Annotated in this window: 21 protein-coding genes and 1 rRNA gene; 13 read left to right on the forward strand and 9 right to left on the reverse strand. The window is 41.8% G+C overall.

All coding sequences use genetic code 11. The annotated features are described in order from the left end of the window. The first annotated feature begins 184 nt into the window (after positions 1–184). Both rrf and putP read left to right on the forward strand, forming a co-directional pair. A 5S ribosomal RNA gene (gene rrf, locus G5B43_RS17830) occupies positions 185–296 on the forward strand. Positions 297–444: 148 nt separating this feature from the next. Next, positions 445–1,953, forward strand: a complete 1,509-nt coding sequence (gene putP, locus G5B43_RS17835; protein WP_165296163.1) for a sodium/proline symporter PutP — start codon at positions 445–447, stop codon at positions 1,951–1,953. 64 nt (positions 1,954–2,017) lie between these two features. Here putP and sucD read toward each other — a convergent pair whose 3' ends face one another. Next, on the reverse strand, positions 2,018–2,890 hold the full coding sequence (gene sucD / locus G5B43_RS17840) for a succinate--CoA ligase subunit alpha (protein ID WP_165296164.1): 873 nt from the start codon (positions 2,888–2,890) through the stop codon (positions 2,018–2,020). A gap of 99 nt (positions 2,891–2,989) precedes the next feature. Further along, the gene (locus tag G5B43_RS17845; protein ID WP_165296165.1) at positions 2,990–3,523 is read right to left on the reverse strand and encodes an RNA methyltransferase; all 534 of its coding nucleotides are present in this window, start codon (positions 3,521–3,523) and stop codon (positions 2,990–2,992) included. 137 nt (positions 3,524–3,660) lie between these two features. Between G5B43_RS17845 and rpsT the strand changes: the two genes are divergently transcribed. After that, entirely contained in the window at positions 3,661–3,915 is a 255-nt protein-coding gene (gene rpsT / locus G5B43_RS17850) for a 30S ribosomal protein S20 (protein WP_165296166.1), read from the forward strand. An 84-nt stretch (positions 3,916–3,999) separates the two neighbouring features. Here rpsT and G5B43_RS17855 read toward each other — a convergent pair whose 3' ends face one another. Both G5B43_RS17855 and G5B43_RS17860 read right to left on the reverse strand, forming a co-directional pair. Beyond that, positions 4,000–4,857 carry a DUF1080 domain-containing protein gene (locus tag G5B43_RS17855; protein WP_165296167.1) on the reverse strand — a complete coding sequence of 286 codons (858 nt, stop codon included), beginning with the start codon at positions 4,855–4,857 and terminating at the stop codon, positions 4,000–4,002. Between the two features lie 15 nt (positions 4,858–4,872). Next, entirely contained in the window at positions 4,873–5,688 is an 816-nt protein-coding gene (locus G5B43_RS17860; protein WP_165296168.1) for an AraC family transcriptional regulator, read from the reverse strand. A gap of 128 nt (positions 5,689–5,816) precedes the next feature. On the opposite strand from G5B43_RS17860, the gene G5B43_RS17865 reads away from it, so the two are divergent. Then, positions 5,817–7,313, forward strand: coding sequence for a succinate CoA transferase (locus tag G5B43_RS17865; protein WP_165296169.1), 1,497 nt, complete (start codon positions 5,817–5,819; stop codon positions 7,311–7,313). A 71-nt stretch (positions 7,314–7,384) separates the two neighbouring features. On the opposite strand, the gene G5B43_RS17870 is transcribed toward G5B43_RS17865, so the two are convergent. From G5B43_RS17870 to G5B43_RS17890, 5 genes are all read right to left on the reverse strand, one after another. Continuing rightward, complete coding sequence (locus G5B43_RS17870; protein ID WP_165296170.1) at positions 7,385–7,963, reverse strand: hypothetical protein; 579 nt, start codon at positions 7,961–7,963, stop codon at positions 7,385–7,387. Between the two features lie 130 nt (positions 7,964–8,093). Next, entirely contained in the window at positions 8,094–9,041 is a 948-nt protein-coding gene (locus G5B43_RS17875; protein WP_240904918.1) for a glycerophosphodiester phosphodiesterase family protein, read from the reverse strand. After that, the gene (locus tag G5B43_RS17880) at positions 9,025–9,546 is read right to left on the reverse strand and encodes a shikimate kinase (protein ID WP_165296171.1); all 522 of its coding nucleotides are present in this window, start codon (positions 9,544–9,546) and stop codon (positions 9,025–9,027) included. Before G5B43_RS17880 ends, G5B43_RS17875 begins: the two co-directional genes overlap by 17 nt. Continuing rightward, complete coding sequence (locus G5B43_RS17885) at positions 9,546–10,745, reverse strand: BT_3928 family protein (protein WP_165296172.1); 1,200 nt, start codon at positions 10,743–10,745, stop codon at positions 9,546–9,548. Before G5B43_RS17885 ends, G5B43_RS17880 begins: the two co-directional genes overlap by 1 nt. Positions 10,746–10,749: 4 nt before the next feature. After that, positions 10,750–11,298 carry a DUF1599 domain-containing protein gene (locus tag G5B43_RS17890; RefSeq protein WP_165296173.1) on the reverse strand — a complete coding sequence of 183 codons (549 nt, stop codon included), beginning with the start codon at positions 11,296–11,298 and terminating at the stop codon, positions 10,750–10,752. Positions 11,299–11,446: 148 nt separating this feature from the next. Here G5B43_RS17890 and G5B43_RS17895 point away from each other — a divergent pair, with 148 nt between their 5' ends. From G5B43_RS17895 to G5B43_RS17935, 9 genes are all read left to right on the forward strand, one after another. Next, positions 11,447–12,244, forward strand: a complete 798-nt coding sequence (locus tag G5B43_RS17895) for a HipA family kinase (protein WP_165296174.1) — start codon at positions 11,447–11,449, stop codon at positions 12,242–12,244. Beyond that, a complete protein-coding gene (locus G5B43_RS17900; protein WP_165296175.1) occupies positions 12,222–12,605 on the forward strand; it encodes a DUF3037 domain-containing protein in 384 nt (127 codons plus the stop codon). The genes G5B43_RS17895 and G5B43_RS17900 overlap by 23 nt, the downstream gene beginning before the upstream one ends. A 63-nt stretch (positions 12,606–12,668) precedes the next feature. Continuing rightward, positions 12,669–13,478 (forward strand): serine O-acetyltransferase EpsC, encoded by an 810-nt coding sequence (gene epsC, locus G5B43_RS17905; protein ID WP_165296176.1) that lies wholly within the window; start codon positions 12,669–12,671, stop codon positions 13,476–13,478. Then, complete coding sequence (gene cysM, locus G5B43_RS17910; RefSeq protein ID WP_165296177.1) at positions 13,478–14,350, forward strand: cysteine synthase CysM; 873 nt, start codon at positions 13,478–13,480, stop codon at positions 14,348–14,350. Before epsC ends, cysM begins: the two co-directional genes overlap by 1 nt. Positions 14,351–14,484: 134 nt before the next feature. Further along, entirely contained in the window at positions 14,485–15,636 is a 1,152-nt protein-coding gene (locus G5B43_RS17915; protein ID WP_165296178.1) for a FecR family protein, read from the forward strand. Between the two features lie 179 nt (positions 15,637–15,815). After that, positions 15,816–19,352, forward strand: coding sequence for a SusC/RagA family TonB-linked outer membrane protein (locus tag G5B43_RS17920; RefSeq protein WP_206367414.1), 3,537 nt, complete (start codon positions 15,816–15,818; stop codon positions 19,350–19,352). A 22-nt stretch (positions 19,353–19,374) separates the two neighbouring features. Further along, positions 19,375–21,396, forward strand: a complete 2,022-nt coding sequence (locus G5B43_RS17925) for a RagB/SusD family nutrient uptake outer membrane protein (protein ID WP_165296179.1) — start codon at positions 19,375–19,377, stop codon at positions 21,394–21,396. Between the two features lie 16 nt (positions 21,397–21,412). After that, positions 21,413–22,759 (forward strand): DUF5126 domain-containing protein, encoded by a 1,347-nt coding sequence (locus tag G5B43_RS17930; RefSeq protein ID WP_165296180.1) that lies wholly within the window; start codon positions 21,413–21,415, stop codon positions 22,757–22,759. Between the two features lie 40 nt (positions 22,760–22,799). Then, positions 22,800–23,465 carry a DUF4998 domain-containing protein gene (locus tag G5B43_RS17935; protein ID WP_165296181.1) on the forward strand — a complete coding sequence of 222 codons (666 nt, stop codon included), beginning with the start codon at positions 22,800–22,802 and terminating at the stop codon, positions 23,463–23,465. The last annotated feature ends 1 nt before the right edge of the window (position 23,466 follow it).

Consider the following 23,466-nt stretch of genomic DNA (forward strand, 5'->3'; position numbering starts at 1 on the left):
CTTTTTCTATCCCAATGAATGTCAATCCTTAAAGGCCATTTGATATTGTTGGTATATGTTTTATACTGTTACAGTATGGCAGCTAGGATAAAGATATTCGGATACTATCCCTTTTTGATATTGAACAGAAAGTAAATGGATTGTATCAGCAACGTCCGCGAGGGACGAAGCATAAAACAGCATTTTAGGTGCCTATATCGGCGGTGTCTACCTCTTCCCATTCCGAACAGAGCAGTCAAGCCCGCCAGAGCCGATGGTACTGCCGTAAAGGGTGGGAGAGTAGGTCGGTGCCAAATTTTATACAAAGCCCCTGCAGGAAACTGGAGGGGCTTTTTTGTTTGTCTCCTGTGTATAGAACTCGTCGTATTTTGCTAGTATTGTTGTTTTGTAGCCAAAATAGAATTAGAATAGTATAACAGAAACATTAAGAAAAATTAATTGCGTATGAATATTTATGAACTAATTTCTATCGGATTATATATGTTGGTGATGGTTTTGATAGGAATATATGCTTATCGAAGATCGACCAGCAACTCAGAAGAATTTTTAATTGGGGGACGAAAGATGGGGCCTCTTGTGACAGCATTATCTGCGGGAGCATCTGACATGAGCGGCTGGTTATTGATGGGTTTGCCAGGAGCGATGTATTTTATGGGGCTATCAGGAGCTTGGCTTGCTATTGGATTGACAATAGGAGCCTTTTTAAATTATGTCATTGTTGCCCCCCGATTACGTGTATATACCGAAGTAGCTAAGAATGCTATTACATTGCCGGTTTTCTTCGAAAATCGTTTTCACGACAAAACGCAGCTATTGAAGTTTGTGTCTTCTGTTCTTATTCTTGTTTTTTTTACTTTATATACGTCAGCAGGAATGGTTTCAGGAGGGAGACTCTTTGAATCAGCGTTTGGAATTGATTACCAAACCGGTTTATGGGTAACAACACTAGTTGTGGTTTTTTATACTTTTTTTGGCGGTTTTATGGCAGTAAGTTTGACAGACGTCGTGCAAGGTACTATTATGCTTCTTGCATTATTGATTGTCCCCGCCGTTCTTGTCTTTCATGTCGACGGTTTAGGTAAAACGGTCGATATTATATATAGCAAGAATGAGAATTATATGGATTTGTGGAGAGGTACAACGACCATTTCTATTATTTCCTTGTTAGCTTGGGGTTTAGGATATTTTGGCCAACCGCATATATTAGTCCGTTTTATGGCGATTGATAGCGTTCGTGATATACCAAAGGCACGACGTATCGGTATAACTTGGATGATGTTGACGGTAGGCGGAGCCTTATTAGTTGGTTTTTTTGGGATCGCTTACTTACAGAAATTTGATATCGCGACGATGCAGAAATTCGATAGCTCACGGGAATTGGCAGAAACGATATTTATTCATTTATCCCGAGTGCTATTTCATCCGTTAATCGGTGGTTTTTTTCTGTCTGCTATCTTAGCGGCTGTTATGAGTACGATATCTTCACAACTCTTAGTAACATCAAGCTCGATGACCGAAGATATTTACCGTACTTTTTTAAATAAACAAGCTAGTCCGAAAAGCATGTTAGTCATGAGTAGAGTATCTGTTCTCGTTGTAGCAGCGATTGCCGTACTATTATCTTTAAATCCGAAAGAAAGCATTTTAGGATTAGTAGGGAATGCGTGGGCAGGTTTCGGTGCGGCGTTTGGACCGTTAATTATTCTCTCTCTTTTGTGGAAGCGCATCACGGCAATGGGTGGTTTGGCGGGTATGTTAACAGGAGGAACTGTTGTGTTACTTTGGGTTTATGTACCTCACGGTTATAAAGAAGTATACGAAATTATACCAGGCTTTTTAGCTAGTTTTCTAATCACGATCATCGTGTCTTTCCTGACGAAACCTGTTTCTAAGGAAGTGGAAGATGAGTTTGACAAAGTTGGGAAGATAACTTCCAATCACGGAGATAAATAGAAAAAGAGAAAGCCCGAACGGAAGTTCGGGCTTTTATAATTAAAAAGAAAGGCTTTGTGTATAGTTATTTTGCCAATTCTTCTGCCATAGCAACTCCAATTTCCGCAGGAGATTCTACAACGCGAATACCGCATTCACGCATAATTTTCATTTTTGCGGCTGCCGTATCATCAGCTCCGCCTACAATAGCACCAGCATGACCCATACGGCGTCCTGGGGGCGCTGTCTGTCCTGCAATAAAACCAACTACGGGTTTAGTACCATGTTCTTTAATCCAGCGAGCAGCTTCTGCTTCCATGCCGCCGCCGATTTCTCCAATCATGATAATGCCTTCTGTTTCAGGGTCGTTCATTAATAATTCTACAGCTTCTTTTGTTGTGGTGCCGATGATAGGGTCTCCACCGATACCAATAGCTGTACTGATACCTAAACCTGCTTTCACCGTCTGGTCTACCGCTTCGTACGTCAATGTTCCTGATTTAGAAACAACACCCACTTTTCCTTTTTTGAAAATAAAACCAGGCATAATACCAATCTTAGCTTCTTCAGCAGTGATAATACCGGGACAGTTTGGCCCAATTAATCTAGAATTTTTATCGCTCAAGTATGATTTTACTTGAATCATATCTTTAGTAGGAATACCCTCTGTGATACAAACAATAACTTCAATACCTGCTTGAGCTGCTTCCATAATCGCATCAGCAGCAAATGCAGGGGGAACAAAAATGATAGAAACGTTAGCACCAGTTGCTTCTACTGCATCTTGTACTGTATTGAACACGGGACGATCTAAATGAGATTGCCCTCCTTTACCTGGAGTAACACCTCCAACTACATTCGTACCGTACTCAATCATTTGAGATGCGTGATAAGTACCTTCATTTCCGGTAAAGCCTTGTACAATTACCTTTGAATCTTTATTTACTAATACACTCATTTTTTCTGTTTTTTTGCAAAGCAAATCTACTATTTTGCAATGACTTCTAAAAATTTAAGCTCGCGCTATTCGTCTTTTTTTCTACAATGATTTGTAACCTTACAAAAGCTTTAACTTTTGTAGGAATTGCCACAATACAATTCCGATGGTAACTGACACATTTAAGGAGTGTTTAGTGCCAAATTGGGGTATTTCAATACACCCGTCAACGGCTTTCATGACGTCATCCGATACGCCATGCACCTCGTTGCCGAATATCAGCGCATATTTTTTTTGTGAATCTGTCTCGAAGTTTTGTAATACAGTGCTTCCAGCAGCTTGTTCTATGGCAAGGAGGGTATAATGCTCTTTCTTCAATTGTTCAATAGCGGTCATCGTATTTGGATGATACTCCCAATCGACAGATTGTGTGGCTCCCAATGCCGTTTTTTCAATTTCACGATGTGGAGGTGTGCCTGTAATACCACATAAAATAATTCTTTCTACGGCAAACCCGTCTGCAGTGCGGAACGTTGACCCGACATTATGCATACTGCGCACATTATCCAATACAACGACAATCGGAATTTTTTCCTGGTTTTTAAAAGAATCAACATCAACCCGATTCAACTCTTCCATTGATAGTTTTCGCATGGGCGAAATTAAAAAGTAAAAGAAGAAAAAAAGAATAACAGTATACATTTTGCAAATACATTTTGAATATTGGAGATAAGATGTTATTTTTGCATTCCGAAATTGGAATAAGAAAGAAAATAAAATAGCTAAGAGAAATGGCAAATCATAAATCAGCGCTTAAAAGAATTAGAGCAAACGCAGCGAAACGCTTAAGAAACCGTTACCAAGCAAAAACTACTCGTAACGCAATTAAAAAATTACGTAATACAACAGATGCTGAAGAAGCTAAGGCGTTGTTACCAAGAGTTGTTTCTATGCTTGATCGTTTGGCTAAGAAAAATGTTATCCATAAGAATAAGGCTTCTAACAACAAATCTAAATTAACGAAGTTAGTTAATAAATTAGGTTAATTTGTAGCCTATTCTTCGAGAATAAAAGAAGGGATGTATTGATTTACATCCCTTTTCTTGTTGGCTTTTGGTGAGAACATGTTGCTATAAGAGCTTTTGGATAATCTCGTCTAGTTTAGCCTTATTGTCTTTGTATGGAGCCAAGTCGTATAATTCTACTTTCCGGAAGTCAATAGGATGGCTCTCGCTTTGAAGATAGATAAATCCTTTATCTAAAAGTTTGCTATCGGTTTTTTGTGCGGCGTCATAATGTTCTACATTTCCTCCTCCGATTTGAGGTTTGTTATATTCCATTACCACTTCTCCTTCTAAAATGTGTTGAATGAGAGAATCTCCTAGTACTAGGAAATCAGCAGTTACCCATTCATCTCCATGGTATGTTCTAGAAGAAGAACTTATGCAGTGCGGTGTATATAATTCATCATTAATAACGACGTTTGTTCCCGGGGTACATAAATTAGACGTAGTTCGTTCAGTTTTGCCGTCTCCGCCCAGAAACTGTCCTTCTACAGAAATAGGAAAATCTTGTTCCTTCAGCATAGTGTTCGGATCTTGTCCGTGAAGCATCGCTCCGCTATTACGCCAAGCCCAGCCTTCACCTCCTTTAACCTGTTCGTCAACAAAGCGATATTCTACCCGGAGGAGGTAGTAGCCATAGGGTTTGTTATAGGCTAGATGACCATATTGTTTGTTGAAGTCGTCATAACCATCGTAGCGTACTTTCAGTAGGCCATCTTCTACACGAAATGTATTGGCGTAGTTTTCGCCTACTTCGTGTAATCGGATTTTTGGCGTCCAATCATTTATATCTTTTCCATTAAAGAGTTGAATAGGTTGAAGTGTTTCATCGGTTGATGATGTTGTTTTACTTCCTGCTGAAGAGCAGGCAAATAAAATGGTGCCGGTTGCTAATGCGGATAGAAAGCTGAGTTTGACGTTCATGCGCTTGGTCTAAGGTTATAATAATAAATTTTTGTTTTTGACATATTCACTAGGTCTTACCCCAATAACTTTGTTGAATGTATTGCTGAAGGTTGGTAAGCTGCTGTATCCCACTTGCATCGCTACTTCGTTTACGCTCATCTTTTCGTCTAAAAGAAGTTTCAGAGCGGTAAGCATGCGAAGAATCGTATAATATTGGATAAAACTCATGTTTAGCTCTCGTTGAAAGAGGCGAGCCAAAGTCCGTTCACTAACATCAAATTCTTCTGCCAACTTTTTAAAGCTAATGTTTTCGTCTATCCGTTGTTCGAGATAATTGACAATTGCCTTGAGTTTTTCATGCTTCGGGTACGGAAGTGCTAGAGGCAATTCCGTTTGAGATATTTCCGGGAGGATTAATTTAAAAGCCTTAGCGATGGAGAACTTAGGTTCCTCGGTAGGAAATATATTACCTGTCCAACGATTAGTAAACATGATAAACTCGATCAAAAAATCATTTACGGGGTAAATGTTTACTTTATCGAAAAAATCAGTGTCGGTATCAAATTTTGGGAAATATAAATTTCGCATCACCACCTCCGGACTACTAGGATATATGCTATGTTTTATCCCGCCTGGAATCCATATGTAATGACGTGCTGGCAAGAAGTAAGATTTTTCCTCTGTTTTTAAAAAAACGATACCTCCTTCTGTATAAAGAAATTGTCCTTTTATATGACTGTGTTCGGAAATAAAGCTTTCGCCCATAAGCGCATGATGGCAATAAATACTATTTTCGAAAGTGTCTACTTCCGTCATATAATATTTGTCTACATAAAGCGTTCTATCCATTGTTTTCTTCAGTAAGAGGCATAAATTTCTAGTTTTTTAACGACATAACCAAAAAAGTAGAAGGCATGCAGAAAATTACTTATTATTGCTTATATTACATCCTATTGAAAAGGTAACAGCGTTTAATTATGGAAGCGGAAAGAATAAAGTTAGAAAGGCTAAAAGATAAAGTGATGACCGTGCAAGAAGCGGTCGGTTTTTTTGAGAACGATATGGTAGTTGGTGCCAGTGGCTTTACAAAAGCGGGAGACAGTAAGGTTGTGCTGGAAGCATTGGCAGAACGGGGAAAAAATGAAGATATAAAAATTACACTGGTTACTGGCGCGTCGCTGGGACATGATACAGATGGAAAGCTTGCAGCAGCAGGTGTGTTAAAAAAAAGAATGCCATTTCAAGTAGACCGTACGCTGCGGAACAAAATTAATGCAGGTGAAGTGTTGTTTATAGATCAACATCTTAGTGAGAGTGCAGAATTGCTACATAATAAGAACCTTCCGCCTGTCGACATTGCTGTTATTGAAGTGGCCTATATCGATCGAGACGGCAGTCTTGTGCCTACTACTTCTGTCGGAAATTCAGCTACATTTGCTGAGCTGGCCGAAAAACTGATTATTGAGGTTAATACGGCTATCCCCATGGAGGTCTACGGGATTCATGATATCTATAAACCGGAGAACTATCCACATCGAAATGTCATCCCTATTGTTGCTCCATGGAACAAGATCGGTCGTAAGACCATATCTATTAATCCCGATAAAATTGTTGGAATCGTTTTTACCGATAAAAAAGACAGTCCGGCAGACATCGCCGAACCCGATGCGAAAACCACAGCTATAGCTGCTCATATCTTGAATTTCTTTGAGAACGAAGTACAGTTGGGGCATCTTAGTGATCGGCTTCAGCCACTGCAGGCTGGAATTGGAAAAGTAGCCAACGCTGTATTGATGGGTTTTAAAAATAGTAATTTTTATGATTTAACGATGTTTTCCGAAGTATTGCAGGATAGCACTTTTGATTTGATAGATGCTGGAATATTATCTTTTGCTTCCGCGTCGTCGATCACAGTATCCGAAGCGTGCTATGAAAGGGTATTCGGTAATCTACAGCGATATCGTGATAAAATAGTACTTCGCCCCCAAAATATTTCCAATACACCCGGTCTGATTCGTCGGTTAGGGGTTATTGCTATCAATACGGCAATTGAATTTGATATCTATGGAAATGTCAACTCTACACATATTGCGGGTTCAAAAATTATGAACGGTATTGGTGGTTCTGGTGATTTTGCTCGGAATGCATACCTCAGTATCTTCGTGACACAGGCGGCTTCTAAAGATAATACCATTTCGCATGTGCTGCCTATGGTATCGCATGTAGACCATACGGAACACGATGTCGATATTTTAGTTACTGATATCGGTTTGGCGGATTTGCGCGGACTTGCTCCGAGGGAACGCGCTCAAAAAATTATTGATAATTGTGTTCATCCGGATTTTAGAGGAGAACTTCAATCTTATTTTGATAGAGCATGTGAAAGAGGGGGGCATACACCTCATTTATTAGAAGAAGTTTTTAGCTGGCACTTGCGGCTCGCGGAAACCGGTACGATGAAAAAGCAACTGTAGGATATTCAGTAAAAAAGCACATCCCACTCGTAAGGGACGTGCTTTTTTACTGCAATGGGATTTCTTCCTTTTTATCTTTGCCCAGGCAGATAGATCTGGAAACCAAGACTTACACCAAGACCGCTTTGTCCACCGCCGGAATTGATATTAGCTTTGTTGTAATTGTAACCTAACGTCGTTTCAAGTGCGACAGTTTGTGTAATAAAATGAGCGTATCCAGCAGCTATACCAAGTTCTAGCGATACATCGTCTCCTCTCGAACTACCGGCAATACCTACGTTGCCATGACCAAAGAAACGTCCGCTTGCACTAGCCCCTCCCGGAAAATAATAACGTACAAAAGGAGCTACACCGTAAGTCCACTCGTTATCCCCTTCTTTAACTGAAGCAAACCCTAGGCTGGCCTGAGCACCGATTGCTACCCCGTCGGATACAAAGTAACCTGCACGTGGTCTTAACCCAATGTTAAACGATTCTGCTTCAAAATTGTATCCGAGCCCGGCTAACTCTCCACCGACCATCCAATTACCTTGTCTAATAGGTTCCATTCCTACACTGGCCGTAGATTGTGGCCTAGTCTCTACACGTTGTGCTTGGGCGCTGATTGCGAAACCTCCTAATAAGAGGCATAAAAATGTAAACTTCTTCATATTACGATCTATTACGTTAAAATTATTTTATCTAAGTTAATAACGTTTTGCGATCATAATTGTTTGGTGTAATTTAATAAATTAAATAAACGATATGAAAATGTAGCGGAATAACTACCTAGGTACAATGCTAATTGATAAAAGGAGAGGAAAGACCCCGTTGTTTACTATAATAATCTAATGTCTTTGCTGCTTGAAATGGTCGGTCTGTACTCAGTATATCAGCACCGTTTTCAATATATTCTGCATAAACCTGTTCGCCCCTTTGCTGCGCTTGGCGATCTAAGTTTCCAATAGTGCCCAAAATACATAGGATACCGTGCTGATGCAATAGATCGGTGAGATTTTTGTCAACCTGCGATGTACCGATAAAAGCAACAAGTCTCGTATCCGGAATATCTAGGTCATTTAAGCGTATCAAGTCTTCTACATTTTTTATAGAAGCCGAAATCATTAAATCTGGTGCGAGGTTATGCACTACTGCCGCTTGATTGGCACTGTAGGTAATGATGACAGAATATGCTTCGGACTTTGTTTTCCTGATAGCATCTACCACGAGTTGGTAAGGTACGTTTCTTTTTACATCCAGTGTGAAAATAACCTGTCCTATACCCCATTGTAATGTCTCTTCCAATGTTGGAATACGGTAGTTGGTTACCGTTCCTGCAGGATCTTTTAAGTGCAATTCTTTCAGTTCAGCTAATGTGTATCGATTTACTTTTCCCGTTCCAGTTGTAGTGCGGTCTAATGTTTCGTCATGCATTAAAACGAGAACAGAATCTTTCGTGAGTGCAATGTCACACTCGATAATGGCAGGCATTTTCGAGGCCACGCGTTGAAAAGTTTCGATGGCATTCTCGGGATAGTCTGTATCCGGTCCTCCCCGATGTGCGCTCACCAACGGAACCCTATTTTCTGAATAGGTGAGGAAACGATACAAATCCTCAATTCCTTTAAAATTAAATACTTGTCGAGAACTACCGAATCGAACAGTATCCGCTGTGGTGTTGCTTCTGAAACAGCTACAGAAAAACAACAAAAACATAAGAAGTAAATAGTGACTATTTATTTTCCGCATAGGTTTCAATGGATTGGCATATCGTATCTAAAGAGGTATTTAGTTGGTCAATATGGATATGTGCCTGTTTATAAAAAGGCGCTCTTTCATCTAGTTTTTCCTCAATAAATTGTAAAAGAGCTTCATCACGTAACCCTTGAAGAGCTGGGCGGGAAGCGATGTTTGATTGTTGCAATCTATTGTGTAGCGCTTTGGGCGTGAGATAGAGGTAAATGGATATACCATTTTCTAGAATCCATTCCATGTTGTCAAAAAAACAAGGGCTTCCACCCCCGGTCGAGATAACAGCACGTTTTCCCCGTTGTTCTTTGAGTAGCTGACTTTCCATTTCACGAAATTTCTGTTCGCCATATTGTGTAAAGTACGCTGGTATCGACATACCGATGCGTTCTACAATCACATGGTCTAAATCAATAAACTTCAGATTGAGGTGGTTAGCTAACTTCCTACCTAACGTAGTTTTCCCGCTACCCATAAAACCAATTAAAAATATAGGCTTGTCCATTATTTTGCTAAATAATCTTCTTCCAATTCTTCTTTTGATGGGAACGTGATTTTTGACCATTTTTTGATGACCGTACCATTTTGTAGTAAGAGTACGCCGGGATTGGAGCGTACCATACTTTTAAGAGGAACATTATCTGCGTATAATGTTTCTAGTACGAGATCCATTTCGTCTTGAAGTCCTCTTGCCACCTCGGATGAACTAGAGGTTAACAATATGGCTCGGAGCGGATAGTCACTTGCTAAATCACGAATCGTTGTGTTAATGCGATCCAACGCAATAATATCCGCTAAAGATAGCTTGTCTACATAGGTGGTGACCACGACAAAGTTGTAATAAGGGTTTGTAATGATTTCTTGTGTCAGATCATTTCCTTCTGCATCCGATATCAACAAATCCGGGATGGGGATTTGATATCCTTTTTTGACAAGCTTCGATTCAGGTTCGCCTACAACTTCCCAATTATCATCTTCCCAAATGCCATCCATATATTCTTTATCAGTGACTTTTTTTACTTCGCCGGTTTGTTGATGTTTGATTTCATAGATGGATTCATATACGTCCGCTTCTTCTCCCTCAGGCATTACCATTAATTCTGGTATGTTATTTCCCTCTTTATAAGGAAGGAAATCAATAAATGGGAGAAAGTAAATGGTGTAAACACCTACTCCAAAAGATAAAAGGATGACCAATGTACTGATTAGACTTCTTGTCGTTGGGTTGGAGAGAATAGGTTTTATGCGTGCTCTGTATTTGAAAATCACGATAACGAATGCCAATAGGATAATATCTTTGATAAACGATTGCCAAGGCGTTAGTGGGATGGCATCACCAAAACATCCGCAGGAGGTCACAACCTCAAAAAAAGCAGAATAGAATGTCAGAAAGAGAAAAAATACGGTTAACAGCAATAAACCCCAAGCTACTTTATTTTTATAGAATCCTAATAACAGGAATATCCCGAGAATGATTTCTAAGCCACAGATAAGGACAGCAAGCCAAGTACTGTAGTCGTTGAGAAAATCCATGTGGAAAACCAGAAAGTATTCTTCCAGTTTATAGCCAAAACCTGTAGGATCGTTGGCTTTGATAAAGCCTGAAAAAATGAAGAGCAAGCCAACAAATATGCGGCTAAATCCTAATGCAATATCAATGGTGCCAGCATTCTTTTTACTTGTGGGGTTAAAGTTCGTTTCCATGAGTCTATTTTTGTTCGGCAAGTCCTAGTTTTATAAGTGCAAAAACAGCATAGTTAAGCATGTCTTGATAATTTGCTTTCAACCCCTCCGACACAAGGGTTTGTCCATCATTATCTTCAATTTGTTTGACCCGATGAATTTTCATCAGAATAAGGTCTGTTAGAGAAGAGATGCGCATTTCTCGCCATGCCTCACCATAGTCATGATTTTTGGCAAACATTAAGTCACGTGTCTCATCTACCTTGTTGGTATACTGTCTGTCTACAACATCATACGCCAGGTTTTCCTCTGCATCGTCAGCTAACTCCAACTGCATCATCGCAATCACACAATAATTGACGATACCGATGTATTCCCCTAAAATGTCTTCCCCGACTTTGGAAACTTTTTTAACCTCCAGTGTCCGTATGCGTTGTGCTTTGATATAAATCTGATCCGTTATAGACGGTGGACGCATAATCCGCCAAGCAGTACCGTAATCTTTTGTTTTCTTTAGGAATAAATCCTTACAATGTTTTATAACGTTATTATACTCGGTAGTCGTGTCCGTCATCGTTGCCTATCTTTTTTTTTGATCATTGTACGAACTACAAATATAATTAGAATATGTTTAAGGGTTAGGTCAAAAAAAGGTACAATTTGCTATAAACGAAAAAATTCCGTTCTTTGAGGTATGAAAAATTAGATATAAGGACAGGCCGATGAAAATATTTAAACCAGAGATACGTGAAGTGCGTATTATACGTTACATCCAACCTTTTCGAGAAGGCGGATCGTTGCCTGCTTTGGTGGATGCGGACGATGGATTTAGCTATGTCATTAAGTTTCGCGGTGCAGGGCAAGGGAAAAAGGCACTGGTAGCGGAGCTGATAGGAGGTGAGCTTTGTCGTTTCTTGGGGCTTCGTATGCCCGAATTGGTCTTTGCAGACCTCGACGAATCCTTCGCACGTATGGAACCGGATGAGGAAATACAGGACTTATTACGTTTCTCGATTGGAAAAAATTTAGGGGTGCATTTTTTGAACGGCGCGATTACGTTTGATCCGAATGTCGACGAAATAAGCGAAGAAGAAGCTTCCAAAATTGTCTGGTTAGATGCACTGCTTATGAACGTAGACCGTACCGTACGAAATACCAACATGTTGATATGGCATCAAGAGCTTTGGTTGATAGACCACGGCGCGTCACTTTATTTTCATCACGCATGGGATAATTGGGAAGAGCAGTTGGAAAAGCCGTTTATACAAATAAAGGATCATGTACTGCTTAAGTTTGCGTCAAAGGTAGAAGAAGTCGATGCGCGGTACCGGTCTCTTTTTACACAAGAAAATTTGTGGAATATATTGCAGATTGTGCCTGATGAATGGTTGGTAGACGAGCATCGGGAATTGAGTGCAGACGATGCCCGCAGAGTATATATATCTTTTTTGTTGGGAAGATTGGCCCATTCGGCAAACTTTATAAAACAGATACGACATGAGCGAGAGAACACTGTATGAGTATGCTATCGTACGCGTAGTCCCTCGCGTGGAACGTGATGAGTTTATCAATGTTGGTGTAGCATTTTATTGTCGGAAACAGCGATATGCACAGGTCAAGATCTACATAGACGAAGTTAAATGTAGAATGCTTGATCCGGATATCGATTTGGAACTAATTACGAAGCATATCGATTCCTTTCAGCGTATTTGTGTGGGAGATAAAGGAGGAGGGAAACTAGCAACTTTAGAACAAGCAGAACGCTTCCGTTGGCTAACAGCAAAAAGAAGTACCATTATACAATGTTCGGTGGTGCATCCCGGTTTGTGCATTTCAGCAGAGGATACCCATCAAGAACTATTTGAAAAATTAGTATTATAGAAAGCATAGTTTTTTTAAAAGGAATCTTAAATTTGGAGAAACACTAAACCTTACAGATAAAAAATGGAAGAATTTTATCAACATATATATCAAAAGCAAATGGAAGTCCAAGACATGCCGAGCAACGCCCGTATCGCAGATTGGGCTATGCATGTGCTCCATTTGCTATTTCCGGAAAGACAATCGTCTCATTTTCAGGATGTGGGTGACGTCCGTGAAGCTTTTGAAGAAGCTGAAGAAGAATTGTTGGAATTGTTGATGAAAACAAAAGCATGTTCGCATTGTGACAACAAACTGATTGCCCGCCGTTTTTTGGAAGAGCTCCCGGCTATTTATGATGTGATGCTCACGGATGCGCAAGCGATTATGGATGGCGACCCCGCTGCACGCAGTTTACGGGAGGTTATACGTACATATCCCGGTTTTACAGCGATATGTGTTTATCGCCTGGCACATCAACTGTGGAAATCAAACGTGCCGCTTATCCCACGTATATTAACCGAACATGCACACTCCAAAACCGGAATCGACATCCATCCGGGCGCCCGAATAGGCCGGTATTTATATATTGATCACGGAACTGGTTTGGTGATAGGGGAGACTTGTATCATTGGAGATCATGTCAAGCTATATCAAGGCGTAACACTGGGTGCGTTAAGCGTGGAGAAAAATATGGTAGACACCCAACGCCATCCTATGATCGAAGACCATGTCATTATCTATGCAGGAGCTACGATTTTAGGAGGACAAACGGTGATCGGTCATCACTCCGTCATCGGCGGAAATGTATGGTTGACTTCTAGTGTAGATCCTTATACCACCGTGTATCATCAACCTAATTCTAAATTTATTGACTCAAAACCTATCGCATAATGGGAAATTTGATAGAGGCCATCGGCAACACTCCTCTTGTGGAAATTACCTCCTTCCATGACAATTCCAACGTCAAGATTTTTGCTAAAATGGAAGGAAATAATCCAGCTGGCTCGGTGAAGGATAGAGCGGCGTTGAATATGATCCGCTCGGCGCTAGAAAGAGGTGAGATTACAAAAGAATCGAGATTGATTGAGGCTACCTCGGGTAATACAGGTATTGCCTTGGCAATGATTGCAGGCCTTTATGGATTAGAACTGGAATTGGTTATGCCCGCTACATCTACGCGCGAACGAACATTAACGATGGAAGCGTACGGTGCGAAGGTAACGCTATTGGATAATATGGAAACCTGTCGTGACTATGCAGAAGAAAAAGCGGCCTCAGGAGATTACTTTATTTTAAATCAGTTTGCTAACCCAGATAACTATAGAGCCCATATCAAGACCACCGGACCAGAAATTTGGCGTGATACCGAAGGGAACATTACGCACTTTGTAAGTGCTATGGGAACAACCGGTACGATTATGGGGTGTTCGATGTTCTTAAAAGATAAAAATCCGGCTATTCAAATTGTTGGTTGTCAGCCGACAGAGGAATCTTCTATACCGGGGATTCGTCGGTGGCCAGCAGCTTATTTGCCTAAAATATTCGATGCTGCGCGTGTAGATCGCGTAATTGATATCGCTCAACAAGATGCTGTTAGAAGAACGCGGGAGTTAGTCAGACGCGAGGGGGTTTTTGCCGGTATGAGTACTGGTGGTGCGTTTCATGCAGCGTTACAGGTCGCAAATGAAATTGATGAAGGTATCGTTGTCTTTATAGCTTGTGATCGTGGGGATCGTTATTTAAGCTCCGATTTGTTTGGATAATCTTCCTTCAAAAATTTTTTAAAAAATATTTCATTTTTTACTAAGGTTTTTCTAAGTCGTTTGTATATAGTCTTACCAAGGGAAGACAAAAGATGGACGACATTTCTGACGTAATAATTTTGATAAGGAAAAAGATGGCTGGCACGATCAGTGATCAGGAACTGCTTTTTCTGGAAAAATGGGTAGCGGAAAGTCCATTGCATGCAGAATTGTTAAAAAGAGCAGAAGACGAAGAGATAGTCTTAGAAGATATCCGGGATTGGTTAGCACTTAGAAATGGAGAACGAAACGGTGTATGGGATGAACGACTGAAATCGAAAACGCTGTATAAGATACATGCCGACAGTAAGAAGAGTCAAATATACCGCATGTCCATTTTCCGCCAACTTCTACCTTATGTTGCGGTGCTATTAACGATATTGACTTTCATTTTTATATATTATCGTAGTCATGTGTTGACAGAGCACTATGTTGAAATACATGATCTAGCTCCGGGAACGAACAAAGCGTTGATAACCCTTTCGGATGGCAGCGTTATCGAATTGAGCGACGACCAGGACGGAGTAGTTTTGGGTGAGGAGCTGACTTACGAGGATGGCACATCCATAATACGGCTTAGTGAGGAGGAGGTCGTATATTCCACCATACAAACGCCTAGAGGGGGACAGTATCAGATTACCTTGGCCGACGGTACTAAAGTATGGCTAAATGCGGAGACAAAGCTAACCTACCCTTCGCACTTTACGGGTGGATTAAGAATGGTCGAGTTGGAGGGAGAAGCCTATTTTGAAGTAAAGCCCTTTACTACACAAGATCACAGAATCCCCTTTTTGGTCAAAACGGCACAACAAGAAATTGAAGTACTCGGTACCCAATTTAATATCAAGGCCTATGCTGATGAGGAAGGAGACACCCGTACTACCCTAGTAGAAGGGGCGGTGTTGTTGCACGCAGCTGGTAACGTCCTCCCACTAATGCCGGGCGAACAAGGGCTTAACGATGGACGGGCGTTAAGTAAGAAAAAGGTGGACGTCAGCTCATATATAGCATGGAAGGATAACCGGTTTATGTTTGAAGAGTTAGAGTTACGCGAAGCACTGAAAATACTGAGCCGTTGGTATGATTTTGATTTTCAGATTGATCAGACCGTGAAGCACACCTATCTATATGCCAGTATCAACCGCGGTAAAAGTCTAAAAGAGGTGCTCAGAATTATCGAAAGTAGTGGAATCAAATTTAGATTAGAACGCTTGGGAGACAGGAATAAACTAACAATTTTTAACTAACTAGCACAAAAGTCATGATGAATTAGCACAATAGCCAACAGAAGATAGTCCCTAAAAAACGGACAGTGCGCCAACACTGCCCGCCATTGTTTTAGCGGTCTATCGTAATTATTTATCTCTGGTCTAAGAGAAATTCTTCATTTTAACAAATTACAATATGATCTAAACCGCACAAATGTATGAATTTTAACACAAAACCTGAAGACCTGCAGGGGTCTTCCGTAAACCGTTTTCTCCTTATTATGAAATGGATCGTTGCACTTATCCTGTTGAATCTGACCACCGTAATGGCCGAGGGGGTTGCGCAGGACATTTCCTTGAAGACGAATGGCATGTCCTTGCTACAGGTTATGAAGGCCATACAACAGCAAACCGGATACGAGTTTTTTATCAAGAGCAGAGAGCTGGGCAGAATCAAGGTTCATGCTGATATTGACGGTCTGCCTATGAACCAGACTATGCAAGTGTTGCTGCAAGACAAAGCCGCTACCTGGTTGCTCGAGGGCAATACCATAGTTATTAAACCTCGCCCCAACACGGTTGCGGAGAGCAAGCCTCCGGTACCGGTAAGAGAACCTGTCCGTGTCGTTTCGCCCCGTCAGCAAAATAAAATTACCGGCAAAGTGACGGATGCGTTTGACGACACACCTATCGCTGGCGTGACGATCACCGTACAAAGGCAGCAATTAGGCACAATGACAGATGCCGACGGTATTTATGAACTCGAGGCCAATCAAGGCGATTCTCTGATCTTTTCGGCTATTGGTTATCTAGCGGATACCGTGGTCGTCGGTCGGGTTCGGTTGATTAATACGCGTCTTTCAAAAGATACTGAGGAGATCGAGGAAACGGTAGTGGTTGCCTTTGGCAAACAGAAAAAGGAAAGTGTGGTGTCTTCAATCACGACCGTTAATGTAAAAGACTTGCGCACACCGTCGAGCAATCTTACTACCGCGCTCGCCGGTCGCATGGCGGGTTTGGTAGCCTACCAATCTACCGGCGCTCCGGGCGAAGAGGATGCACAGTTCTTTGTGCGTAGTGTTACTTCTTTTGGGAGTGGGTTGACATCTCCGTTGATTTTGATTGATAATATTGAAATGACCTCCAAAGACCTCGCCCGATTAAATCCGGATGATATCGCGAGTTTTTCGATTTTGAAAGATGCATCCGCAACAGCGTTGTACGGAGCGAGAGGGGCTAATGGTGTAGTTTTAGTGACGACGAAAGAGGGAGAACGGGGAAAGGTGAAGGTTTCCTTCCGGCATGAAAGCTCTCTTTCTACGCCAACAACGAAGGTCGATATGGCGGATCCGATTAGTTATATGGAATATGCGAATATCGCAAATATGACAAGGCACGGCGAACTGACTTACCCACAAAGCAAGATTGATTTCACCAGCGATCCGAATAGAAACCCGAATGTGTATCCAGCTGTAGATTGGAAGGATATGCTAACGAGGGATCATTCACTGAATCATCGAACAAACCTTAACCTTACAGGGGGAGGAAATGCCGCTACGTATTATCTGGCAGGATCCTTTTCGCAGGATAACGGTATCCTAAAGGTCGATAATAAGAACCCTTTCAATTCAAATATTAATCTGAAAAAATATACCGTACGTTCCAACGTAAATTTGAATTTGACGAAAAACTTAGAAGCAAAAGTCCGCTTGAGCGCAAATTTCGATGACTATACTGGCCCTATCGGTGAGTCGGGGAGTGGAGGTGCGAACACTTATGGTAAAACCTTACTGGCTAATCCGGTGCTCTTCCCTGCATACTATGAGCCAGATTATAATACACAATATGTTGATCGAATTTTGTTTGGTAATAATGCCGGCAACGACTTCGGGGAGGGCAGCCCGGGATATTTAAATCCCTACGCAGATATTATGCGAGGCTATGAGGATGTGCGAAACAATACCTTGCTTACACAGTTGGAGTTGCACCAAGATTTAGGCTCTTTTACAAAAGGTTTAAAGGCCCGCTTTATCGGTAGTATTACACGCTATTCAGGTTTTAGTCTCCAGCGGAGCTATGACCCTTTTTATTATCAATATATAAGAGGCACGTATGATCCAAGTAACAGCTTTCCTTATCAATTGGCGGCATTAAATCCGGAGGATGGCTATGATTACATTGATTACCAGGCGGGAAGTAAGTTTGTTGAAGCAAGAGGATATGCAGAGGGCGCATTGTTGTATAATCGTTCCTTTGGCAAGCATGATGTTGGCTCCTTATTGGTAGGCTCGATTAAAGATCGCTTGGATGGTAGCGCGAATAATTTAGACTCGTCGTTGCCATCTAGGAATGTAGCGTTGGCAGGTCGCTTTACCTATGGTTATGCGAATAAATATTTTGCCGAGCTTAATTTCGGGCTCAACGGATCGGAGCGTTTTGATCCGCGTTTTCGTTGGGGGTTTTTCCCATCCATCGGATTAGGCTGGCAAGTTTCGGATGAACCCTTTTGGGACAACTTACGAAATGCCGTACCTAAATTGAAGCTTCGTGGTACCTATGGTTTAGTCGGTAACGACGTCATCGTGTCTGATTCTGATCGTTTTTTCTTTACGTCCAACATCAACCTAAACGGGCCAAATGCAGGCTATTTCGGGAATAATTTTAACTCGCTTACTAGTCGACCAACGATAGAGGTGTTGCGCTATGCTAATCCAAATATCACGTGGGAGGTTTCTTACAAAACGAATTTAGCTTTAGAGCTCGGTTTATTCAACAACGACTTAGAATTGATTGCGGAAGTGTATCATGAAAACCGGACAAATATTGTGCAGGTACGACAGGATATTCCATCGATCGTAGGCTTGACGTCCAATGTGCGAACTAACTATGGGGAAGCGATGGGGAAGGGGCTTGATTTGACCTTAAATTATAATAAATCCTTGTTCAATGGGATGTGGTATATCCTGCGAGGTAATTTTACCTATGGAACCTCGGAAATCACCGTGTATGATGAGTTGGATTACTCCGGTGTTGCACCTTGGCGCTCCGTTGTAGGACGAAAAGTAGGTCAGTCCCAAGGATATGTTGCAGAACGTCTATTTATCGATGACAACGAGGTGTTGAATTCACCGGTGCAGATGGTGAATGGCAGCAATGCCTTATATCAGGCGGGCGACATAAAATATAGAGATATCAATAACGACGGCGTTATCGACCAGTTTGATATTGTCCCTATGGGTTATCCAACAAATCCGGAAATCCAATATGGTATAGGTGGGTCGTTTGGATTTAAAAATTTTGATATTTCTGCCTTTATTCAGGGATCTTCCCGTTTTTCCTTTTTTATGAACGCTAGCGCCATGGCGCCTTTTGTGTCCGTGACCTCCGGTGGAATGCGAGGGGATCGGGCGATGCTGAATTTTATTAAAGAGAGTTTGTGGACTGAAACAAATAGAGATCTCTATGCACAATGGCCACGCTTGTCACCAGATGCCGGAAATGAAGCGATAGGTAACGCTAATAATTTTGTGAATAGTAATTATTGGCTTCGCTCAGCCAGTTATATTCGCTTAAAATCTGTCGAAATGGGATACAAAATAAATGATTTTTATGGACTGAGCCCGCGGATATATGCCAGTGGCACGAATCTTTTTACCCTTTCTGCTTTTAAGTTGTGGGATCCAGAAATGCGAGGGAACGGACTTTCTTATCCCTTACAAAAGGTATTTAACTTAGGGATTCAGGTTAATTTTTAATAACAAGTTGGAACGCATTGATATGATAGTCAAAAATAAAATATACGCAGCGATAGTAGTCTTGTTATTGACCGCTGTGGGATGTAATAAATACTTGGATATATTGCCGGACGATAAACCGGTTTTGGAGGACGCATTTAAAGATCGGTATAACGCAGAGAAATATTTGTTTACCTGCTATGGAAGTCTTCCTGTAGTTGCAGATCCGATCAATACGCTTGGCCTTTCCGGAGGTGGTGATGTGGTATACGATCCGTTGAATACGCCAGGAGGGAATACGGCACATATTACCAGCACCACCCTGCTATTCTTTAACGGAAATAATACGGCAAACCCTTATATGAATTTCTGGGATGGTGAGAATGGTGCAACCAAAAATATATGGCAAGGGATACGGCATTGCAACGTATTTCTGGAGCATATTGGTCCGGAAGATGGAGGCCCTAGAGATATGGACGAAATGGAACGGGAACGGTGGATCGCTGAGGTGAAAACCATTAAAGCGTACCTTAATTTCTATTTGTTTCAACTCTACGGCCCAATTCCAATTGTGGATAAGGTGATTCCTATTGCTGCAAAGGGCGAGGAATTAGCTTTTTACCGAGAGCCGGTTGATCAGGTAGCGGATTATATCGTCAATTTGTTGGACGAGGCGATTGAATCTTTACCCGTTGTCGGGGAGATCGATCCGGCATCGGAATATGGTCGTTTTACCAAAACGATTGCGCGGAGTATCAAAGCCAAGACGCTGGTCCTTGCTGCCAGCCCTCTTTTTAACAACAACAACTATTATCGTGGCTACACCGATAACCGTGGAGTAGAGCTTTTTCCGGAGGGCGATAGTCGGGAAAGATGGCAGCGAGCTTTGACAGCGACTGATGAGGCGGTACGTTCTGCCGAGGAGGCCGGATATCGTATACTGATCAGTGCCGATGCCGGTTCAGGCGCTATTCCGGATGTGAATAGTACCAATATTAACGATACGACCAAAGCGATGATTAGCCTGCGTCAGGCTGTAACCCAGCCTTGGAATCAGGAAATTATTTGGGCGACGAATGCGAGTACACGGCAGTTGCAGCGCTTTGCCAGTATGTTAAGCAATTCCGAATGGGATAATATGGCCGGCTCTGGTGCCCCGGATATAGGACAACGGCATGCACCTACATTGAATGTGGTGGAGTCTTTTTATTCAGCTAACGGAGTACCCATAGAGGAAGATGCCGAATGGGATCAAAATGGCTGGTATGCGAATCGTTATACAACGCAATTGCCGGAGGCAGATCATACCAAGTTTTTGATAAAAAGTGGACAAGAAACAGCATTGTTACACCATAATCGTTCCCTGCGATTTTATGCTTCCGTAGGTTTTGACGGTGGTATTTGGGAAGGCCGTTCTGAACCCTTGTCGAATCCGGCTTTTCCGAATTTTATGCGGCACATGGGAAGTGGCTTTAAATATGGGGTAGAGTACGGTTTTTATCCTTTATCGGGTTATCTGGCGAAAAAAATGGTGCATCTCAGGACAACGTATACCGCGACGCGAGTAGAATTAATTTACGAACCGTATTCTTTTCCGATTATTCGCTTAGCAGATTTGCATTTGCTCTTGGCCGAATGTCTTAATGAGGTCGATGGACCTCGTGCGACAGATTCTCAGGGAAACAACGCCTATCATTACCTAGATGTCCTTCGTGCTCGTTCGGGAATGGAAGGCGTGGTCGATAGCTGGCAAAAATATGCCTTAGGGCCGTATAAATCTAAACCGCAGAACCAAAACGGACTGCGGCAGATCATCCGCCAGGAACGTCTCAATGAACTGGCTTTTGAAGGGCATTATTATTATGATGTGCGTCGCTGGCTTATAGCAGAGGAAGTGTACAATCAACCTATTTTGGGCTGGAATAAAGAAGGCGAAAATAAGGCTGATTTTTATACCTTGAAAGTGCTTTTGCAGCCGAGGTTTTCGATGAAGGACTACCTCATGCCGATAAAAACCAATACATTACTTCAGAATAGAAATCTTATACAAAACCCGGGATGGTAATTAATTGATAGTGAAAATGAAAAACAATAGAATATATGCAATCCTAATGCTGATTATCAGTATGATGGCGGTCTCCTGCATGGACTCCTATTTAGGAATAGAACAACCTGATTTTGGTACGGATACGCCCGAAAAATTGACGGTGAACCGTGTGGTGCCGATGGCCGGAGCGTTAGAAATTCATTTTAGTTTGCCGGCGGGAAATCCGAATCACGCACAGGTGGTGGCTACCTATATCAATAAGGCTGGCAATGAAGTGGAATTCAAAGTGTCGCGTTATAGCAATACGATTTTGGTGGAAGGTTTTACCGGTACCGATGAAGTCACGGTGGATTTGGCGGTCATGGATGAAAGCGGCAACAGATCGGATATTACGCAAGTACGTGATAAGCCTTTGCTGTCGCCGGTGGAGGTTGCCCGGGCAAGTTTGTTGGCTACGCCGGCTTTTGGTGGTGTAAAACTGGAATGGGACAACAAAGAGGCCTTGCCTTTTGCGATCCATGTGTTGACGGAAGATGAAATACAACTGGGGGTGAAAACGCTGATTGAAGACCCTTCTAAAACGATTTATAGTTCGGATTCCGTCAATACAGCTACTTATTTGAGACAATACGATAATGTGGAGCAAACCTTTGGATTTGCGTTGTCGGATAAGTGGGGTAATCGGACGGATACCCTGATTGAAATGATCACTCCTTTTAAGGAAGATATCATTGATTATAATTTGGTAGAGGCGGTTACTTATTTCAATCCAACTTATGGGACAACAAGTAAAGATTTTGCAGAATTTGGAGTTGATCCGGTAACAGGTTTGCTAAACGATGCCACCACCCATAGTGCAGGCTTTGCGCCGATAACCATGTTTAACGGCGTAACGACCGCAAATAACTTTTTGGCGCGTAAGTTTTACGAGGAATCTTCGGATGGGCAACGTACATATATCGACGATGTTTACGTAACGTTTGACTTGCGCCAAGATTTACGACTTAGTCGTGTGCAACTTTACCCACGTCCATCGTCTAGTTACCTGTATTCTCGGTCGAGTGTAAAGCGATTCAGAATCTGGGGAACTGATGATGCCAATGCATCGCGTTGGTCTAAGTTTCCGGAAGGGTGGACGTTAATTGGTGAATACGAAGGTAAGATGCCAGCCAATTCAGCAAGTATCACGCAGGAAGAGACTGATTATTTTTATAACAGACAGGAATACGCAATCTCCGAGGACAACGTAAGCTCAGAAGCAACTCCTACCGAGTCGTTCCGTTATATGCGGCTTCAACTTATGGAAAGTTATACGGCAAACGAGAACTTCTATACCATCAATGAGTTCAAAATGTTTGGGGAAGTATTGAAGTATTATTAATCAAAAAAGAATGTTGACAATGTATAGGTATATAAAACAAATGACAATAAGCTTGTTGGTGTTTACAGGAATAAGCTGCGATGACGCAGATGAATTGCTGAATCAGCACATCAAAGACGGACCGATTATATATGCAGGAAAAATTGCAGAATTGGAAGTGAAATCAGGTTATGAAAAAGTGGGCGTTCGAATTCTACCTGTGGAGGATGTGAACAGAGCACACTGTGTGTTGAGATGGAACGCTGCTTCGGGTACTCCGGATTCGGTAAAGGTGAATTATGTGCCGGAAAACTATGATGAAGATTTGGACAGTTATTATGCTGAATTGGATATGTCCGGTATTGAAGGGAATGTTTTGATCGAGGCGTGGAATGTGGATGCTTTTGGAAACAGATCATTACTGACGGATCAAGGAGGTTTTGTGTATGGTCCGAACTATGTAGGAACATTGTTGCACGCCATGCCTCGATTTATTTCTGATGGTCAAACGATCGAATTCGATAATCGGGTAGGGGTTGTCGATAATTTGGTCAGTTACGAGCAGAGCAACGGTCAGTTTACGGAGGAGGTGCGTGTCGTAGAACGCTTAGAGCTGCATGATGCTAAACCCGGAGGGGTCGTGCGGAGTAAAACACGATATCTAATTAATGAAAGTGATATTGATACACTCGTGACGCCAAGCTATCTGGAGACGGTTATTCCATAAA

Source organism: Sphingobacterium sp. SGR-19 (assembly GCF_011043555.1).
Classification (GTDB): Bacteria; Bacteroidota; Bacteroidia; order Sphingobacteriales; family Sphingobacteriaceae; genus Sphingobacterium.

Coding starts and splice junctions, on each gene's coding strand:
- G5B43_RS17930 (WP_165296180.1), top strand. CDS start 21,413: ATGAAAAACAATAGAATATATGCAATCCTAATGCTGATTATCAGTATG.
- G5B43_RS17870 (WP_165296170.1), bottom strand. CDS start 7,963: ATGAAGAAGTTTACATTTTTATGCCTCTTATTAGGAGGTTTCGCAATC.
- G5B43_RS17845 (WP_165296165.1), bottom strand. CDS start 3,523: ATGCGAAAACTATCAATGGAAGAGTTGAATCGGGTTGATGTTGATTCT.
- G5B43_RS17895 (WP_165296174.1), top strand. CDS start 11,447: ATGAAAATATTTAAACCAGAGATACGTGAAGTGCGTATTATACGTTAC.
- G5B43_RS17865 (WP_165296169.1), top strand. CDS start 5,817: ATGGAAGCGGAAAGAATAAAGTTAGAAAGGCTAAAAGATAAAGTGATG.
- G5B43_RS17885 (WP_165296172.1), bottom strand. CDS start 10,745: ATGGAAACGAACTTTAACCCCACAAGTAAAAAGAATGCTGGCACCATT.
- G5B43_RS17925 (WP_165296179.1), top strand. CDS start 19,375: ATGATAGTCAAAAATAAAATATACGCAGCGATAGTAGTCTTGTTATTG.
- G5B43_RS17855 (WP_165296167.1), bottom strand. CDS start 4,857: ATGAACGTCAAACTCAGCTTTCTATCCGCATTAGCAACCGGCACCATT.
- sucD (WP_165296164.1), bottom strand. CDS start 2,890: ATGAGTGTATTAGTAAATAAAGATTCAAAGGTAATTGTACAAGGCTTT.
- G5B43_RS17890 (WP_165296173.1), bottom strand. CDS start 11,298: ATGACGGACACGACTACCGAGTATAATAACGTTATAAAACATTGTAAG.
- G5B43_RS17875 (WP_240904918.1), bottom strand. CDS start 9,041: ATGCGGAAAATAAATAGTCACTATTTACTTCTTATGTTTTTGTTGTTT.
- cysM (WP_165296177.1), top strand. CDS start 13,478: ATGGGAAATTTGATAGAGGCCATCGGCAACACTCCTCTTGTGGAAATT.
- G5B43_RS17860 (WP_165296168.1), bottom strand. CDS start 5,688: ATGGATAGAACGCTTTATGTAGACAAATATTATATGACGGAAGTAGAC.
- G5B43_RS17920 (WP_206367414.1), top strand. CDS start 15,816: ATGAATTTTAACACAAAACCTGAAGACCTGCAGGGGTCTTCCGTAAAC.
- putP (WP_165296163.1), top strand. CDS start 445: ATGAATATTTATGAACTAATTTCTATCGGATTATATATGTTGGTGATG.
- G5B43_RS17900 (WP_165296175.1), top strand. CDS start 12,222: ATGAGCGAGAGAACACTGTATGAGTATGCTATCGTACGCGTAGTCCCT.
- G5B43_RS17935 (WP_165296181.1), top strand. CDS start 22,800: ATGACAATAAGCTTGTTGGTGTTTACAGGAATAAGCTGCGATGACGCA.
- epsC (WP_165296176.1), top strand. CDS start 12,669: ATGGAAGAATTTTATCAACATATATATCAAAAGCAAATGGAAGTCCAA.
- G5B43_RS17915 (WP_165296178.1), top strand. CDS start 14,485: ATGGCTGGCACGATCAGTGATCAGGAACTGCTTTTTCTGGAAAAATGG.
- G5B43_RS17880 (WP_165296171.1), bottom strand. CDS start 9,546: ATGGACAAGCCTATATTTTTAATTGGTTTTATGGGTAGCGGGAAAACT.
- rpsT (WP_165296166.1), top strand. CDS start 3,661: ATGGCAAATCATAAATCAGCGCTTAAAAGAATTAGAGCAAACGCAGCG.